We start from the raw sequence: 15,633 nt of genomic DNA on the forward strand, positions 1-15,633 counted from the left end.
TGCTAGCGGTCTCTAGGACCGGTGTTCGAGGGGGTCCTGACGTGGCGGGGGCGGCGAAGTTACGCTGCGCGGACGGCTGTTGACTGGAGGTACGGATGCGTCGTGCTGTCGTACGGAATCTGACGCTATTGGCGGTCGGAGGGGTGTTGGTGTCGGTCGGAGCTGCCGCACCCCCTTCGTCCCCGCTCTCGGCCGGAACGGCCTCGTCCACCCCGGAGAAAACGCCCTTGGCCGTGGGTTACGGCGGTGCGGTCTCCAGCGTCGACGCGGACGCGTCGGCCGCCGGGATCGAGGTCCTCAGGAAGGGCGGCAACGCGGTGGACGCGGCGGTCGCCACGGCGGCGGCCCTCGGCGTCACCGAGCCCTACTCGGCAGGTGTCGGGGGCGGCGGCTACTTCGTCCACTACGACGCCAAGTCCCGCAAGGTGAGCACGATCGACGGCCGCGAGACGGCCCCGCGCACCGCCGACTCCGGGCTCTTCCTGGAGAACGGCAAGCCGATCCCCTTCGCGGACGCCGTCACCAGCGGCCTGGGCGTGGGCACGCCCGGCACCCCGGCGACCTGGCGGTCCGCCCTGGACAAGTGGGGCAGCAAACGGCTCGGCACGCTCCTGAAGCCCGCCGAACGCCTCGCGCGCGACGGGTTCACCGTGGACGGGACCTTCCGCTCGCAGACCGAGGCGAACCAGGCGCGGTTCGCCGACTTCCCCGACTCGGCGAAGCTGTTCCTGCCCGGCGGGGCGCTGCCCGTGGTCGGCTCGACGTTCAAGAACCCCGACCTGGCGAAGACGTACGAGCAGCTGGGGCGCGAGGGCGTCGGGGCGATGTACCGGGGCGGCATCGGCAAGGACGTCGTACGGACCGTGAACAAGCCGCCCGTGGACCCGGCGTCGGGGCGGGTGGCCAGGCCCGGCGACCTGTCGACGAAGGACCTCAAGGCCTACGCGGTGAAGCGGCAGGCGCCGACGAAGACCTCCTACCGAGGGCTCGACGTCTACTCGATGGCTCCCTCGTCCTCCGGCGGCACGACCGTCGGTGAGGCGCTCAACATCCTTGAGCGGACCGACCTCTCGAAGGCATCGAAGAAGAAGTACCTGCACCGGTTCATCGAGGCCAGCCGGGTCGCCTTCGCCGACCGCGGGCGCTGGGTGGGCGACCCCGCCTTCGAGGACGTGCCGACGAAGGAACTGCTCTCGCAGCGGTTCGCCGACTCGCGGGAGTGCCTGATCCGCGACGACGCGGTCCTGAAGAGCCCGCTCGCGCCGGGGAACCCGCGCGACCCCGCCGCCTGCAAGGCGGGTGACAAGGCCGCACCGACCACGTACGAGGGGGAGAACACCACGCACCTCACGGCGGCCGACAAGTGGGGCAACGTCGTCGCCTACACCCTGACCATCGAGTCGACGGGCGGCAGCGGCATCACCGTGCCGGGACGCGGGTTCCTGCTCAACAACGAACTGACCGACTTCTCCTTCGCGCCGGCCGACCCGGCCGTGCACGACCCGAACCTGCCGGGTCCGGGCAAGCGCCCCCGGTCCTCCATCTCGCCGACGATCGTCCTGGAGAAGGGCAAACCGCTGGTCGCACTGGGGTCGCCCGGCGGTGCCACGATCATCACCACGGTGCTGCAGACCCTGACCGGGTTCGTCGACCGGGGGCTGCCGCTCGTCGACGCGATCGCCGCGCCGCGCGCGAGCCAGCGCAACGCCGCCCAGACCGAGCTGGAGCCGGGTCTCTGGGAGAGTCCGCTGCGGGCCGACCTGGAGGCGATCGGGCACTCCTTCAAGCAGAACCCCGAGATCGGCGCGGCCACCGGGGTGCAGCGGCTGCCCGGCGGCAAGTGGCTGGCCGCCGCGGAGAAGACGCGCCGCGGTGGCGGGTCCGCGATGGTGGTGCGGCCGCACTGACGCAGCGGCGGGCGGGCCCGCGAGGGCCTGCCCGCCAGATCGCCCTACGCGGTCACAGTGCCGTGAGGATGCGCGGTCCATCGTTCGTGATCGCCACCGTGTGCTCGGCGTGGGCCGCGCGGCTGCCGTCGTTCGTGCGCAGGGTCCAGCCGTCCGGCGCCGGGTGGTAGTGGTCGCTGCCGCCGGCGATCACCATCGGCTCGATGGCCAGGGCCATGCCGTGCCGCAGGGGCATGCCACGCCCCGCCCTGCCTTCGTTCGGGACGCCCGGGTCCTCGTGCATGCGGCGGCCGATGCCGTGCCCCCCGAAGCCTTCCGGGATGCCGTAACCCGCTTCCCTGCACACCACGCCGATCGCGTGGGCGATGTCGCCGATGCGGTTGCCCACGACGGCCGCCGCGATGCCCGCCTCCAGGGCGCGCTCGGCGGTCTCGACGAGGCGTACGTCTTCGGGGCGGGGCGTGCCGACGATGAAGCTGATCGCCGAGTCGCCCGCCCAGCCGCCGAACTCGGCACCGAAGTCCGCGGAGAGCAGGTCGCCGTCGCGCAGGCGGTAGTCCGTCGGGATGCCGTGCACGATCGCGTCGTTCACCGAGGCGCAGAGCACCGCGGGGAACGGTGTGGGGGCGAAGGAGGGGCGGTAGCCGAGGAAGGGCGAGGTCGCGCCGGCCTCCCGCAGCACGGCGTGCGCCACCTCGTCCAGTTCGAGCAGCGAGACGCCGACGGCCGCCGCCTCCCGCACGGCCGTCAGGGCCTGGGCGACGATCCGGCCCGCTTCGCGCATCGCGTCGATAGATGTGTCTGTCTTGAGTTCCACCATGCCAATAACTATACCGGTATGAGAATGGGTTTCTGCGCGGGGACGGACTAGACTGACCGCATGGTGCGGACCCCCCTGACCCCTGAGGAGCGCGAACGCGGCGAGCGGCTCGGCCGCCTCCTGCGTTCGGCGCGCGGCGAGCGGAGCATGGTGGAGGTGGCCGCGAGCGCCGGGCTCTCCGCCGAGACGCTCCGCAAGATCGAGACGGGGCGCGCCCCCACGCCCGCGTTCTTCACCGTGTCGGCGCTCGCGGTGACGCTCGGCCTCTCGCTGGACGAGGTCGCCGAGACGTGCGCGCTGGTGCCGCTCGCACCGGCGTGAGCCGCTCCGTGTGAGGCGCTGTCCGGCGGCCGGAAAACCGCGTGTAGTCGTCCCGTAACACGACTGGTGTTATCTTCCGGACCGGAAGACACCAGGCTCCATGGGGCGGTGCTGGCTCGGATGGCAGTAGGACAACTCCCTCATCAGGTCCGGGAGTTCGCGAGGTACCTGAGAGACCTCCTGGCGCGCCTCGACCCGGGCGCCGGGTGGTGCGGCGTGTTCTGGTCGCGTGACCCCGAGGGGATGCAGGCCTGCCTGGACGGCTCGGAAGTGCCCCCCTGGGACGTGGTGGAGGCGCTGCTGCACGACCTGGCCGCGGGATACGGACCGCAGGCCGCCGAGCGCGAGACGGAGCGGGCGAGGGCGCTGCACACGGCCTCCCTGTCCGCCTATGACGCGCGCGCCGGAGGCCGGGGGCTGCTCGGCGAGCGCCTCGACATGATGCTCACCGAGCAGCGGTTCGCCGTGGAGCGGCAGGTGGAGCTGGGCTACTCCCTCGCGGCCGCGGACACGCCGGACGAGGTGGAGCGGCTCAACCGCGAGCTGGCCTGGGTCCGCGACGACCACGAGCGGGCCACCGCGCGGTGCGCGGAACTCCGGCAGCGCATCGAGCGGCTGGACCGGGCGGACCGCCCGCAGTGGGTCGATTTCGGGACTCCGCTTTCGGACGACTTCGCGGCGGTGGAGGCGGACGACTTCGCCGACTCCGGCGACCACGACGACCAGCCACGGAACGCCTTCGGGGCGCCTGCCGCCGACGACTTCGGCTCCCGAGCCGACGACGGCTTCGGGGTGGGTGCCGGTGGTCCGGTCGACGCGGCCACTGATCCCGGCGCCCGCGCCCCGGAGTTCGGTGCCGCACCGCACGAGCGGGACGACCCGGCCCCCGATGCCCGCACCCTGTCGGCCGACTCAGCGGAGCGGCCCGATGAGACACGCGTCCCCAGGCAGGGCCGCAAGTCGCGCGACACATCCCGCCGTCCGCGCCGGCCCCGCGGCGCCCGGTTCGCGGGGTTCTCCGGGGCGGACGACGAGGGCGCGGACGCGACCGCGGCCGATTCCGGCGCCGTACCGCGGACCGCTGCGCAGTCGCCCGCCGCGAACAGCCCGCGCGGCGCGCGGTTCGGGAGTACCGCCGAAATGCCGGACGACAGCGGACACCGTGACGCCGCGGAGCCGGACCGCGATGCCGAGCGGGCCACCGTCGAAGCCGTCGCCGCGCTCATCAAGCTCCGTGGCGAGGGCCGCAGCGGCGAGGCGCACGGCGTGCTCGTCGAGGCCGCGGGCTGGCCCGCGCGGCGCCTTCCCGTGTTCGCCGGTGAACTGCACCGCGCGGGCCTCGGCGCCGACTGGTCGACGCTGCTCTGGGAGGCCGCGTCGCTGCCGCCCGATCGCCTCGTCGCACTCGCCGACGCACTCGCCGGGGCGGGCCGCGCCGACGACTGCCGCAAGCTGCTGCGGCAGGGAGTCTCCCGGCCGGCCCCGGAGATCGCCGAAGCGGTGCTCGCGCTGCTCGACGCGGGCCGCGAGCGCGAGGCCCGCGCCCTGCTCGACGCCTACATCCGCGTACGGACCCCCGAGGACACGGCAGCCTGCGCGCACACCGATCCGTACCGCCTCATCCCGCTGCTCCTCCAGGCTGCCCAGGGGGTGTCGGACGAGCGCCACTGGGACCTCGTGCACGCGCTGCGTGTTGCCGGATTCAGCGCCTGAAGCGCCTGACACACCTGCTGCGTCTGCGCGTTCCGCGCCGCTTCTCGCCCGCTTGGGTGCGAAACATGATCGACTCCGCCGGTTCACGGCGATGGTCTTGCCCAGCCCGTCGGGGAGGCTTACGTTTTCCTGTCTACGCACCAAGTCTACGGGCGTAGAGGCTCTCTGACGTCCCGTCGAAGGAGCAGCTCATGGCCAACGTCGTACGCGCCGCACTGGTCCAGGCAACCTGGACAGGCGACACCGAATCCATGATTGCCAAGCACGAGGAGCACGCCCGCGAGGCGGCCCGCCAGGGTGCGAAGATCATCGGCTTCCAGGAAGTGTTCAACGCCCCCTACTTCTGCCAGGTGCAGGAGCCCGAGCACTACCGCTGGGCCGAGCCGGTGCCGGACGGGCCCACCGTCACACGGATGAGGGAACTGGCCCGCGAGACCGGCATGGTCGTCGTCGTCCCGGTCTTCGAGGTCGAGCAGTCCGGTTTCTACTTCAACACCGCCGCCGTCATCGACTCCGACGGCTCCTACCTCGGCAAGTACCGCAAGCACCACATCCCCCAGGTCAAGGGCTTCTGGGAGAAGTACTACTTCAAGCCGGGCAACGCCGGCTGGCCCGTCTTCGACACATCGGTCGGCAAGGTCGGCGTATACATCTGCTACGACCGCCACTTCCCCGAGGGCTGGCGCCAGCTCGGCCTGAACGGCGCCCAGATCGTCTACAACCCCTCCGCCACATCGCGCGGCCTCTCCGCCTACCTCTGGCAGCTGGAACAGCCCGCGGCGGCCGTCGCCAACGAGTACTTCATCGCCGCGATCAACCGCGTGGGCATCGAGGAGTACGGCGACAACGACTTCTACGGCACGTCCTACTTCGTCGATCCGCGCGGCCAGTTCGTCGGCGAGAGGGCGAGCGACAAGACCGAGGAACTCGTCGTCAGGGACCTGGACCTGGGCCTGATCGAGGAAGTACGCCAGCAGTGGGCGTTCTACCGTGACCGCCGCCCCGACGCGTACGAAGGGCTGGTACAGCCGTGAGTGACCTCCATGCCCGCCACCAGGCCGTCCTGCCCGAGTGGCTCGCCCTCTACTACGCCGACCCGCTGGAGATCACCCACGGGGAAGGCCGCCGCGTCTGGGACGCGGACGGCAGGCAGTACCTCGACTTCTTCGGCGGCATCCTCACCACCATGACCGCCCACGCGCTGCCCGAGGTCACCAAGGCGGTCAGCGAGCAGGCCGGGCGGATCATCCACTCGTCCACGCTCTACCTCAACCGGCCGATGATCGACCTCGCCGAGCGGGTCGCGGGCCTCTCCGGCATCCCGGACGCCCGCGTCTTCTTCACCACGTCGGGCACCGAGGCCAACGACACGGCCCTGCTCCTGGCCACCGCGCACCGCCGCTCGAACCAGATCCTGGCGATGCGCAACAGCTACCACGGCCGCTCCTTCACGGCCGTCGGCATCACCGGCAACAACTCCTGGTCGCCCACCAGCCTCTCGCCGCTCCAGACGCTGTACGTCCACGGCGGCGTACGCAGCCGCGGGCCGTACGCCGCGCTGAGCGACGCCGAGTTCATCGAGGCCTGCGTCGCCGACCTCAAGGACATGCTCGGGCAGGCGCGCGGGGGAGTGGCGGCGCTGATCGCCGAGCCCGTCCAGGGGGTCGGCGGCTTCACCTCGCCACCGGACGGGCTCTACGCAGCCTTCCGCGAAGTCCTCTGGGAGCACGGCGTCCTGTGGATCTCGGACGAGGTGCAGACCGGCTGGGGGCGCACCGGCGACCACTTCTGGGGTTGGCAGGCGCACGCAGAGAACGGCCCGCCGGACATCCTGACCTTCGCCAAGGGCATCGGCAACGGCATGTCCATCGGCGGTGTCGTCGCGAGCGCCGAGGTCATGAACTGCCTCGACTCCAACTCCATCTCGACCTTCGGCGGCTCACCGGTCACCATGGCGGCCGGTCTCGCCAACCTCACGTATCTCCTGGAACACGACCTCCAGGGCAACGCGCGGCGCGTCGGCGGTCTGCTCATCGAGCGGCTGCGCGCCATCTGCGCCCAGCTGCCCGTCGTGCGCGAAGTCCGCGGACGGGGTCTGATGATCGGCATCGAGCTGGTCGACCCCGAGACCGGCCGGGCCAACCCGCGGGCGGCTGCCGCCGTCCTCGAAGCGGCCCGCGAAGGCGGACTCCTCATCGGCAAGGGCGGCGGCCACGACACCAGCGTCCTGCGCGTCGCCCCGCCGCTCTCGCTGACCGTGGCGGAGGCGGAGGAGGGGGCGTCGATCCTCGAACAGGCGCTGCGGAGCGTCTAGTTCGCGTAAGTGTTCACGCACCTGCTCACTACCTGCTCACGCACCTGTTCACGCACCTGTTCACGTACCTGCGCGCATGACCGTACGAGCATGAAAGGGAGCGCCCATCATGAGTACCCGCACCCTGATCCGCGGCGGACTCGTCATCACCGCCGCCGAAGAGACCCACGCCGACGTGCTGATCGAGGACGGCAGGATCGCCGCCCTCGCCGCACACGGCTCGGGCGCCGCCGAGGCGTGGACCGCGGACCGCGTCATCGACGCCTCCCACAAGTACGTGATCCCGGGGGGAGTCGACGCGCACACGCACATGGACTTCCCCTTCGGCGGCACCTTCTCGTCCGACGACTTCGAGACGGGCACCCGGGCCGCGGCCTGGGGCGGCACCACGACCATCGTGGACTTCGCCGTGCAGACCAAGGGGCAGGCGCTGCGCGCGGGTCTCGACGCCTGGTACGCGAAGGCGGACGGCAAGTGCGCGATCGACTACGGCTTCCACATGATCCTCTCGGACGTCAACGAGAGGACCCTGAAGGAGATGGACCACCTCATCGAGGAAGGGGTCAGCTCCTTCAAGCTCTTCACCGCGTACCCCGGAGTCTTCTTCAGCGATGACGGCCAGATCCTGCGGGCGATGCAGCGGGCCGCCGTCAACGGCGGGCTGATCATGACGCACGCGGAGAACGGCCTCGCCATCGACGTCCTGGTGGAGCAGGCGCTCGCGCGCGGCGAGACGGACCCGCGCTACCACGGAGAGGTACGCAAGTCGCTCCTGGAGGCGGAGGCGACGCACCGGGTGATCAAGCTCGCCCAGGTGGCGGGAGCGCCGGTGTACGTGGTGCACGTGTCGGCGCAGGAGGCGGTGGCCGAGCTGGCCAGGGCCCGCGACGAGGGCCTGCCGGTGTTCGGGGAGACCTGCCCGCAGTATCTGTTCCTCTCCACGGACAATCTCGCGGAACCGGACTTCGAGGGCTCCAAGTACGTCTGCTCGACTCCGCTGCGACCGCGCGAGCACCAGGCGGCGCTCTGGCGCGGCCTGCGCACGAACGACCTCCAGGTGGTCTCCACGGACCACTGCCCGTTCTGCTTCGTGGGGCAGAAGGAGCTGGGCCGAGGGGACTTCTCCAAGATCCCGAACGGCCTGCCGGGCGTCGAGAACCGCATGGACCTCCTCCACCAGGCCGTCGTCGACGGGCACATCAGCCGCCGCCGCTGGATCGAGATCGCCTGCGCGAGCCCGGCCCGGATGTTCGGCCTGTACGGCAAGAAGGGCACGATCGCGCCGGGCGCGGACGCGGACGTCGTCATCTACGACCCGGCCGCCGAACAGATCATGTCGGCGGACACGCACCACATGAACGTCGACTACTCCGCGTACGAGGGCAAGCACGTCATGGGCCAGGTGGAGACGGTCCTCTCCCGCGGTGAAGTGGTCATCGACCAGCGGAAGTTCACCGGCCACGCCGGGCACGGCGCGTACGTCCCGCGCGGCACCACCCAGTATCTCGGCTAGGAGAGGCGACGCACCATGGACTTCGGACTCGTCCTGCAGACCGATCCGCCGGCCGCGCAGGTCATCAGCCTCATGAAGCGCGCCGAGCGCAACGGCTTCCGCTACGGCTGGACCTTCGACTCGGCCGTGCTGTGGCAGGAGCCCTTCGTCATCTACAGCCAGATCCTGGCGAACACGGACCGTCTCGTCGTCGGTCCGATGGTCACCAACCCGGGCACCCGCACCTGGGAGGTGACGGCCTCCACGTTCGCCACGCTCAACGACATGTACGGCAATCGCACCGTCTGCGGCATCGGCCGCGGCGACAGCGCGATGCGGGTGGCGGGCCGCACCCCGAACACCCTCGCCCGGATCAGCGAGGCGATGAAGGTCATCCGCGCACTGGCCTCGGGCGAGGAGGCGGACCTGGGCGGCACCACGGTCCGCTTCCCCTGGATCGGGCCGGACGCCCGGCTCCCGGTGTGGATGGCCGCGTACGGGCCCAAGGCGCTGAAGATGGCGGGCGAGGAGGCGGACGGCTTCATCCTCCAGCTCGCCGACCCGTATCTGACGCAGACCATGGTGAAGGCGGTCCGCGATGCCGCCGCCGCGGCGGGCCGCGATCCGTCCTCGGTCACGATCTGTGTCGCCGCCCCCGCCTACCTCACGGCGGACGACTCACCCGCCGCGCTGGCCCACGCCCGCGAACAGTGCCGGTGGTTCGGCGGGATGGTCGGCAACCACGTGGCCGACCTGGTGGCCAAGTACGGCGAACACTCGGACCTGGTCCCCGAGGCCCTCACCGAGTACATCAAGGCCCGCGAGGGCTACGACTACTCCCACCACGGCCGCGCCGACAACCCCGACACGGCCTTCGTCCCCGACGAGATCGTGGACCGCTTCTGTGTCATCGGCACGGCAGAGCAACACATCGCGAAACTAGGGGAGTTGAAGCGACTGGGGGTCGATCAGTTCGCCCTGTACGCGATGCACGACGCCCGCGAGGACGTCATCGAGGGCTACGGCGCGGAGGTCATCCCCGCCCTGTCGTGAGCAGCCCCGCCCCCGGGTCGGCGACACGTTCGGCGTCATGACGCGCAGCCCGTCGCCATCGGGCGGTCAGGGCTGCCGGACGGCGATGACGTCGAACTCCAGCGTCGCCTTCGGGCTCACGAGGACGGAGGTCGCGGCGTTCCAGTTCAGGCCCCAGTCCTTGCGGTTGATGGTGGCGCTGCCGACGAAGCCGACCCGGACGTCGCCCCGCGCGTCCAACTCGGCGGACCTCAGCTCGACATGGAGGGTGACCGGCTTGGTCACGCCGCGCATCGTCAGGTCGCCGGTGACCTCGTAGGTGCTCGCGTCGACGGGCTGCACCCCGGTCGAGGTGAAGATGATGAAGGGGTGGTTGTCCGTGTCCAGGAACGTGTCGCGCAGCTGGTCGTCACGCTGCCGTTGGTGCGTCTGGAGGCTCGACGCCCGGATGGTGAGGCGTGCGCTGGACTTCGACGGGCGGTCGCCGAACAGGTACGCGCTGCCCTCGTACTCCTCGAACTCCCCGCGGACCCGGGTGGACAAGGTGTGCCGGCCGACGAAACCGACCCGGGAGCGGGCGGCGTCGAGGACGTAGGCGCCGGTCAGCTCGCCGACGCCGAGGGTGGTGGGCATGGTGCCTCCTGCCTTCTCTCTCTGCATTTCTCTCCTCATCGCGCGTGGACGGCTGGGCCCGGCCGCTCGGGCCGGGGCGCCAGCCGTGGTGGATCTCGGTCAGCCGAACTGACCGACCTTGTAGTCGCCCGCCGGGTGCTGGGTGAGGACGTTCAGCCGGTTGAAGGCGTTGATGAGGGCGATGGCCGACACCAGGGCGGCGAGCTGGTCCTCGTCGTGGTGCTTGGCGGCGTTCGCCCACACCTCGTCCGGCACGCCACCGGCGGCGTCCGCGATCCTGGTGCCCTCCTCCGCCAGCTCCAGGGCGGCCCGTTCGGCATCGGTGAACACCGTGGCCTCGCGCCAGGCGGCGACCAGGTGGAGGCGCTGCTGGGTCTCTCCCGCGTGCGCGGCCTCCTTGGTGTGTATGTCGACGCAGAATCCGCAGCCGTTGATCTGGCTGACGCGGAGCTCGACCAGCTCCCGCGTCGCGGCCGGCAGCGTCGACTCCAGGAGCGACCTGCCCGCGACGGCGATGTGCTTGACGGCTCCGGCCGAGACCGGATTGGCGAGGAAGTCGAGACGGGGTTGCATGGTGATCTCCCTTTTCTTGGGCTGCTCGGCCGACCCATCCCGTGCCCCCCCCTGGACGGGCGGGCCGGCCGATAGCGGGATCGTTGTCGTCCCTGCAGCACCGACGGGACAGCCCCTGGGAATGTGAGGCGCGGGGGCGACATCACATCGCGACGTCACATTCCGAGGGGTTGTCTCGTCGGGAGGGGGAGAGGCTGTCGCGTCGGATGCGGGACGGCTGACGCGGCAAGGGAGTGGCGACACCATGGGGACCCAGTTCGAGCCCGGCGACGGACGGATCGACGCGAGCCTGAGTGCGGTCATGGGCGAACGGCGGCAGTTGATCAATCTCGCGTACCGGCTTCTCGGCTCCCTGGCGGATGCCGAGGACGTCGTACAGGAGGCCTACGTCCGCTGGTACGCGATGTCCCCGCGGCAGCAGGAGGCCATCGAGTCCCCCGGCGCCTGGCTGACGAGGGTCGCCGGGCGCATCTGCCTCGACCAGCTCCGCTCGGCGCGGGTCCGGCGCGAGAGCTACGTGGGCGAATGGATTCCGGAGCCGCTGCCCGATCGCACGGAGTGGGCCGACGGGCGGCAGGGCGGGGCGACCGCCGACCCGGCCGACCGGGTCACGCTCGACGAGTCGGTCAACATGGCTTTCCTCGTCGTGCTCGAATCGATGACCCCGGCCGAGCGCGTCGCGTTCATCCTGCACGACGTCTTCCGCTACTCCTTCGCGGAAGTGGCCGAGATCGTCGGACGCAGCCCGGCGGCCTGTCGCCAACTGGCGTCCTCGGCGCGCCGCCGTACCCGTACCTCGGACGTGCCCGCGCCTTCGGCGGCCCGGCGCTCCGCCGTCGTCAGAGACTTCAAGCACGCCTGGGAAACCAAGGACATCGCCGCTCTCATAGGCGTCCTCGACCCCGACGCCACGGCACTCGCCGACGGCGGAGGGCTGGTCAACTCCGCGCCCCGCCCTCTCGTGGGAAGCGAGGAGATCGCGCGCTACCTGGTCGCCATCTCCGCCGTCATCGACGAGCAGGCTTTCGATCAGACGATCCTGGAACGCACGGTGAACGGTCAGCCCGGACTGGTGGTCCAGCACGACGGCATCACCACGTCGGTGCTGGCCTTCGACGTCGCGGGCGACCGGATCACACGCATGTGGGCGGTACGCAACCCCGAGAAACTCCGGCCCTGGACGTCGTACGGTAAAGTGATGAATTGAGCCAAGGTGCTCTGTTGAGCGGCTGATTGCTCAACTGTCAAGCAGGCGACGGTGATCGCCGAGGCCGGAGAGGTGGGGGCAGGGCATGGGCCATGCTGTGCGCGCCCCCCGAGTCGTACGCGTCGACAACTCCGCCCGCGACAGCGTGCCTGATACCTACGGCACCATGACGAGCGACCCGCGCCGCTGATGTGACCGGGGCACCAACTCCGGCTTTCCCGCGCCCAGTCGACGTCTTCCGCCTGCCCGGCAGTGTGCGCGCCGCCCACCCGCGCCGCGCTGTCGTGTGTGCCTTCGCCGCCTCGCGCGGCCCGCTCCCCAGCCATCGAACCCGTCGAGGGAGAGCTGATGACCCCCCAGGAGATCCCCGAGCAACTGCTCGACGGCTACGCCGACATCCTCACCCGCGCGGCCGCGACCGGGCGCCGGCTGACCCGTGAGGAACTGACCTCACGCAGGGCGCTCGGCGCGCAGGCCGCGCACGCCGGATACGCGTGGCGCGTCCTGATACGCGAGCATCTCAGCGCCACCCGGATCCACCGCCCCGCGGCCGGCGACCCGGACCACTTGCTCGCGACCGCCGAGCAGGCCATCGACGCCTTCGCCGAGGGCTACGAACACGCGCAACGTCTCGTCGTACGCCAGGAAGAGGCCGCACGCCGCGAGTTGATCGACGACCTGCTGTACGGGCGGGGGGACCTGGGCCGGCTCGGCGCACGAGCCGAGCGGTTCGGCCTGCGGCTGTCCCACGCGCACGCGGTGGCCGTGGCGGAGGGGCCCGGCGCCTACGACGAGAGCGACCCCGTGTCGCGGGACGTGGAGAACGAGATGGTCGGCCGCTTCGGCGACCGCCACATCCTGCTCACCACCAAGGACGGGCGCCTCGTCTGTATCGCCCCCGCCCACCAGGACGAGGTACTCACCCACTTCGCCAAGCGCGCGCACGCCGCCACCGACGGCGGCCGCATCGCCATCGGCCGGCCCCAGCCGGGCGCGGTCGGCATCGCCCACAGCTACGAAGAGGCCGTCAGCACCCTGGAGCTCGCGACGCGCATGGGCTTCGACGAGCCCGTGTTGCGCGCCGCCGACCTCCTGGTCTTTCCCGTGCTCGCGCGGGACCGACAGGCCCTGGTGGACCTCGTGCTCAGCACGCTCAGCCCGCTGGAAGAGGCGCGGGGCGGCGCCGGTCCCCTCCTGGACACCCTGATCGCCTACTTCGACACCGGGTGCGTGGCGGCCCAGGCGGCGCGTGAACTGTCGTTGAGCGTACGAGCACTCACGTACCGCCTGGAACGCATCCGCACCCTCACCGGATCCGACCCCGCCGACCCGCTGGACCGCTACACCCTGCAGACGGCGGTCATCGGCGCACGGCTCCTCGGCTGGCCTGCCACCTCGCTGTGAGGGGGCGCGGGCGGTGCGTACTGCGCGGGCGGTGCGTACTGCACGGGCGGTGCGTACTGCACGGACGGATCAGTCCGTGACGTCGATCTTGCCGTTCAGCTTGGCGGCGGGGGTGGGGGACATGCCGCCGGTGATGCCCTTGAGGAGCCCGGCCACGTCGACTCCCGTGGTGGAGCTGAGGAGTTCCACACCCTGGGCGACGTTGTCGGCGACCGTCCGGGAGAGACTGCTCGCGCCGTCCGTGGAGATCACGGTCATCTTGTCGATCGCGCCGAGCGGTTCGGACGCCTTGGCCACCACGGCGGGCAGCACCTCGACGAGCATCTGCAGCACCGCCGCGTCACCGTACTGCGCGAACGCGTCGGCCTTCTTGCGCATCGCCTCCGCCTCGGCGGCCCCCTTGGCGCCGATCGCGGCGGCGTCGGCCTCGCCCTCCAGGCGTACGGCGTCGGCGAGCGCGGCACGCTGCGCCTTCTCGCCCTCACCGGTGAGACGGGCCCGCTCGGCGTCGGCCTCGGCCTGCTTGACCAGGGAGACACGGCGGGCCTCGGCCTCCTGCTCGGCCTGGTAGCGCGCGGCGTCGGCGGGCTTGCGGATCTTGGTGTCCAGCTCGCGGTCGGTCAGGGCGGCCTGCCGCTGGGCCACCTTCTCCTGCTCGGTGAGGACCTCCTGCTGACGCGCGGCCTCGGCGAGCGGTCCGGCGGCCCCGGCGCGGGCGGAAGCCTCGTCGGTCTCGGCCTTGATCTCGGCCTGCTTGAGGGAGAAGGTCCGCTGGGCGACCGCGATCTCCTCCTCGGCCTTCAGCCGGGCCTGCTCGGCGGCGCGGCGCGCGACGGCCTCGGCGATGTCGGCCTCCTGCTTGGCGCGGGCGGCCTCGGGCCGGCCCAGATCCTCCAGGTAGGAACCCTCGGTGGTGATGTCCTGGATCTGGAAGGCGTCGAGCACCAGGCCCTGCCCGGACAGACTCGCCTCGGCCTCCTCGGCGACCTGACCGGCGAACGCGGCGCGGTCACGGATGATGTCCTCCACCGACATCCGGCCCACGATGGAGCGCAGCGCGCCGGAGAGCACTTCCTGGGTGAAGCCGACGATGCCGCCCTGCTGGGCCAGGAATCGCTGCGCCGCGGCGCGTATGGAGTCCTCGGTGCCGCCGACCTTGACGATCGCGACGCCCTCCAGGTTGGCCTTCACGCCGCGCAGCGTGACCGCACCGCGCACCGCGATCGGGATGTGCCGCGAGGAGAGGTCGAGCGTGAACTTCTGCTGCACGAACGGCACGACGAACACGCCACCGCCCACCACGACCTTCTGGCCACTGTTGTCGGTGAAGATGCGGCCGGTGTCGGGATCGGTGGACTTCTTGCCGCGCCTTCCGGTCACGATGAAGGCCTCGCTCGGTCCCGCGACCTTGTAGCGGGTCACGACGACGAGCGCGAGCAGGACGAGGAGTAGGACGACTCCGATGACGGCGGTCAGAACTGGACTCATGGCGAATTCCCCCCTGCCTCCCCGGGGTCCGGGGCGGCAGATCGGTGATGTTGTGTGTGGCGTGTGGTGTGTGGCGTGTGTCGTGCGTCGGGTTTCGCGTTTCGCGTGTCGTGCGCGCCGGGTTCCGCGGGTGCGGGTGCGGGTGCGGGTGCGGGTTGGGGCGCGGGTGGCGCGGTGGTCGGCGCTGTACGTTGCGGTCAGCGCTGTACGGGGCGGACCGCGACCGAGGTCGGCGAGAGTGCCGCCTCCACCCAGACCTCGGTGCCGCGGGTGACGGCCTCACCGCACTTGGCGGCGAACTTCACCGGCTGGCCCGCCAGTTGAAGCAGCACCTCGCCGTATCCGTCGACCGGGATCGCGGTGACCACGGCGCCCGCGGAGCCCACGAGGTCGGCACCCCGGGGAGTGGCCGCGGTCTGATCCCGCATCAGGGCCCGGCTGAACTTCCACGTCAGCCAACCCGCACCCACACCGACGGCCGCCCCGACGGCGGTCGCCCCGCCCGCCCCGAGCCCGGTCGTGCCGAGCACGATCGCCCCGCCGAAGCCGAGCATGGACACGAATCCGGCGATGACGGGAAGGGACAACAGCCCGTCGAAGAGCCCGTCGAGGACTCCGATGCCGTCGAAGAGTCCTTCGAGGACTCCGTCGAAGACGAGAGAGAGGACCAGCAGAGCGATTCCCGCGATGCCAAGTCCGAGAAAGACGGTCACCTGAGCACCTCCTCAT

At 71.0% G+C, this 15,633-nt stretch carries 14 protein-coding genes; 9 read left to right on the forward strand and 5 right to left on the reverse strand.

Annotated elements, in window-relative coordinates; genetic code table 11:
• Positions 1–95 precede the first annotated feature (95 nt).
• A complete protein-coding gene (gene ggt, locus ACWD02_RS39745; RefSeq protein WP_451220840.1) occupies positions 96–1,907 on the forward strand; it encodes a gamma-glutamyltransferase in 1,812 nt (603 codons plus the stop codon).
• A 52-nt stretch (positions 1,908–1,959) separates the two neighbouring features.
• Here ggt and map read toward each other — a convergent pair whose 3' ends face one another.
• Positions 1,960–2,727 (reverse strand): type I methionyl aminopeptidase, encoded by a 768-nt coding sequence (gene map / locus ACWD02_RS39750; protein ID WP_451220843.1) that lies wholly within the window; start codon positions 2,725–2,727, stop codon positions 1,960–1,962.
• Positions 2,728–2,787: 60 nt separating this feature from the next.
• Here map and ACWD02_RS39755 point away from each other — a divergent pair, with 60 nt between their 5' ends.
• The 6 genes from ACWD02_RS39755 (at position 2,788) to ACWD02_RS39780 (ending at position 9,620) form a co-directional block, all read left to right on the forward strand.
• On the forward strand, positions 2,788–3,048 hold the full coding sequence (locus tag ACWD02_RS39755) for a helix-turn-helix domain-containing protein (RefSeq protein ID WP_363209574.1): 261 nt from the start codon (positions 2,788–2,790) through the stop codon (positions 3,046–3,048).
• A gap of 120 nt (positions 3,049–3,168) precedes the next feature.
• Positions 3,169–4,761, forward strand: a complete 1,593-nt coding sequence (locus tag ACWD02_RS39760; RefSeq protein ID WP_451220846.1) for a hypothetical protein — start codon at positions 3,169–3,171, stop codon at positions 4,759–4,761.
• Positions 4,762–4,952: 191 nt separating this feature from the next.
• On the forward strand, positions 4,953–5,795 hold the full coding sequence (locus tag ACWD02_RS39765) for a nitrilase-related carbon-nitrogen hydrolase (protein WP_451220849.1): 843 nt from the start codon (positions 4,953–4,955) through the stop codon (positions 5,793–5,795).
• A complete protein-coding gene (locus ACWD02_RS39770) occupies positions 5,792–7,075 on the forward strand; it encodes an aspartate aminotransferase family protein (protein WP_451220852.1) in 1,284 nt (427 codons plus the stop codon). The genes ACWD02_RS39765 and ACWD02_RS39770 overlap by 4 nt, the downstream gene beginning before the upstream one ends.
• A gap of 109 nt (positions 7,076–7,184) precedes the next feature.
• Positions 7,185–8,588 (forward strand): dihydropyrimidinase, encoded by a 1,404-nt coding sequence (gene hydA, locus ACWD02_RS39775; RefSeq protein ID WP_451220855.1) that lies wholly within the window; start codon positions 7,185–7,187, stop codon positions 8,586–8,588.
• Between the two features lie 15 nt (positions 8,589–8,603).
• On the forward strand, positions 8,604–9,620 hold the full coding sequence (locus tag ACWD02_RS39780; protein WP_451220858.1) for a TIGR03842 family LLM class F420-dependent oxidoreductase: 1,017 nt from the start codon (positions 8,604–8,606) through the stop codon (positions 9,618–9,620).
• A gap of 66 nt (positions 9,621–9,686) precedes the next feature.
• On the opposite strand, the gene ACWD02_RS39785 is transcribed toward ACWD02_RS39780, so the two are convergent.
• Entirely contained in the window at positions 9,687–10,232 is a 546-nt protein-coding gene (locus ACWD02_RS39785; protein WP_451220861.1) for a YceI family protein, read from the reverse strand.
• 99 nt (positions 10,233–10,331) lie between these two features.
• Positions 10,332–10,805 carry a carboxymuconolactone decarboxylase family protein gene (locus ACWD02_RS39790; protein ID WP_451220864.1) on the reverse strand — a complete coding sequence of 158 codons (474 nt, stop codon included), beginning with the start codon at positions 10,803–10,805 and terminating at the stop codon, positions 10,332–10,334.
• A 244-nt stretch (positions 10,806–11,049) separates the two neighbouring features.
• On the opposite strand from ACWD02_RS39790, the gene sigJ reads away from it, so the two are divergent.
• Together sigJ and ACWD02_RS39800 are read left to right on the forward strand one after the other, a co-directional pair.
• Positions 11,050–12,012, forward strand: coding sequence for an RNA polymerase sigma factor SigJ (gene sigJ / locus ACWD02_RS39795; RefSeq protein ID WP_451220867.1), 963 nt, complete (start codon positions 11,050–11,052; stop codon positions 12,010–12,012).
• A 348-nt stretch (positions 12,013–12,360) separates the two neighbouring features.
• Positions 12,361–13,416: a PucR family transcriptional regulator gene (locus ACWD02_RS39800; RefSeq protein ID WP_451220869.1), complete on the forward strand. Its 1,056-nt coding sequence runs from the start codon at positions 12,361–12,363 to the stop codon at positions 13,414–13,416.
• 69 nt (positions 13,417–13,485) lie between these two features.
• On the opposite strand, the gene ACWD02_RS39805 is transcribed toward ACWD02_RS39800, so the two are convergent.
• Entirely contained in the window at positions 13,486–14,904 is a 1,419-nt protein-coding gene (locus tag ACWD02_RS39805) for a flotillin family protein (protein WP_451220872.1), read from the reverse strand.
• Positions 14,905–15,101: 197 nt separating this feature from the next.
• The gene (locus ACWD02_RS39810; protein WP_451220875.1) at positions 15,102–15,617 is read right to left on the reverse strand and encodes a hypothetical protein; all 516 of its coding nucleotides are present in this window, start codon (positions 15,615–15,617) and stop codon (positions 15,102–15,104) included.
• Positions 15,618–15,633 lie beyond the last annotated feature (16 nt).

Source organism: Streptomyces sp. NPDC002853 (assembly GCF_053591915.1).

Excerpts from the sequence above, each read along its gene's own strand:
- ggt (WP_451220840.1), top strand. The coding sequence starts at position 96 with ATGCGTCGTGCTGTCGTACGGAATCTGACGCTATTGGCGGTCGGAGGG.
- map (WP_451220843.1), bottom strand. The coding sequence starts at position 2,727 with ATGGTGGAACTCAAGACAGACACATCTATCGACGCGATGCGCGAAGCG.
- ACWD02_RS39755 (WP_363209574.1), top strand. The coding sequence starts at position 2,788 with ATGGTGCGGACCCCCCTGACCCCTGAGGAGCGCGAACGCGGCGAGCGG.
- ACWD02_RS39760 (WP_451220846.1), top strand. The coding sequence starts at position 3,169 with ATGGCAGTAGGACAACTCCCTCATCAGGTCCGGGAGTTCGCGAGGTAC.
- ACWD02_RS39765 (WP_451220849.1), top strand. The coding sequence starts at position 4,953 with ATGGCCAACGTCGTACGCGCCGCACTGGTCCAGGCAACCTGGACAGGC.
- hydA (WP_451220855.1), top strand. The coding sequence starts at position 7,185 with ATGAGTACCCGCACCCTGATCCGCGGCGGACTCGTCATCACCGCCGCC.
- ACWD02_RS39780 (WP_451220858.1), top strand. The coding sequence starts at position 8,604 with ATGGACTTCGGACTCGTCCTGCAGACCGATCCGCCGGCCGCGCAGGTC.
- ACWD02_RS39785 (WP_451220861.1), bottom strand. The coding sequence starts at position 10,232 with ATGCCCACCACCCTCGGCGTCGGCGAGCTGACCGGCGCCTACGTCCTC.
- ACWD02_RS39790 (WP_451220864.1), bottom strand. The coding sequence starts at position 10,805 with ATGCAACCCCGTCTCGACTTCCTCGCCAATCCGGTCTCGGCCGGAGCC.
- sigJ (WP_451220867.1), top strand. The coding sequence starts at position 11,050 with ATGGGGACCCAGTTCGAGCCCGGCGACGGACGGATCGACGCGAGCCTG.
- ACWD02_RS39800 (WP_451220869.1), top strand. The coding sequence starts at position 12,361 with ATGACCCCCCAGGAGATCCCCGAGCAACTGCTCGACGGCTACGCCGAC.
- ACWD02_RS39805 (WP_451220872.1), bottom strand. The coding sequence starts at position 14,904 with ATGAGTCCAGTTCTGACCGCCGTCATCGGAGTCGTCCTACTCCTCGTC.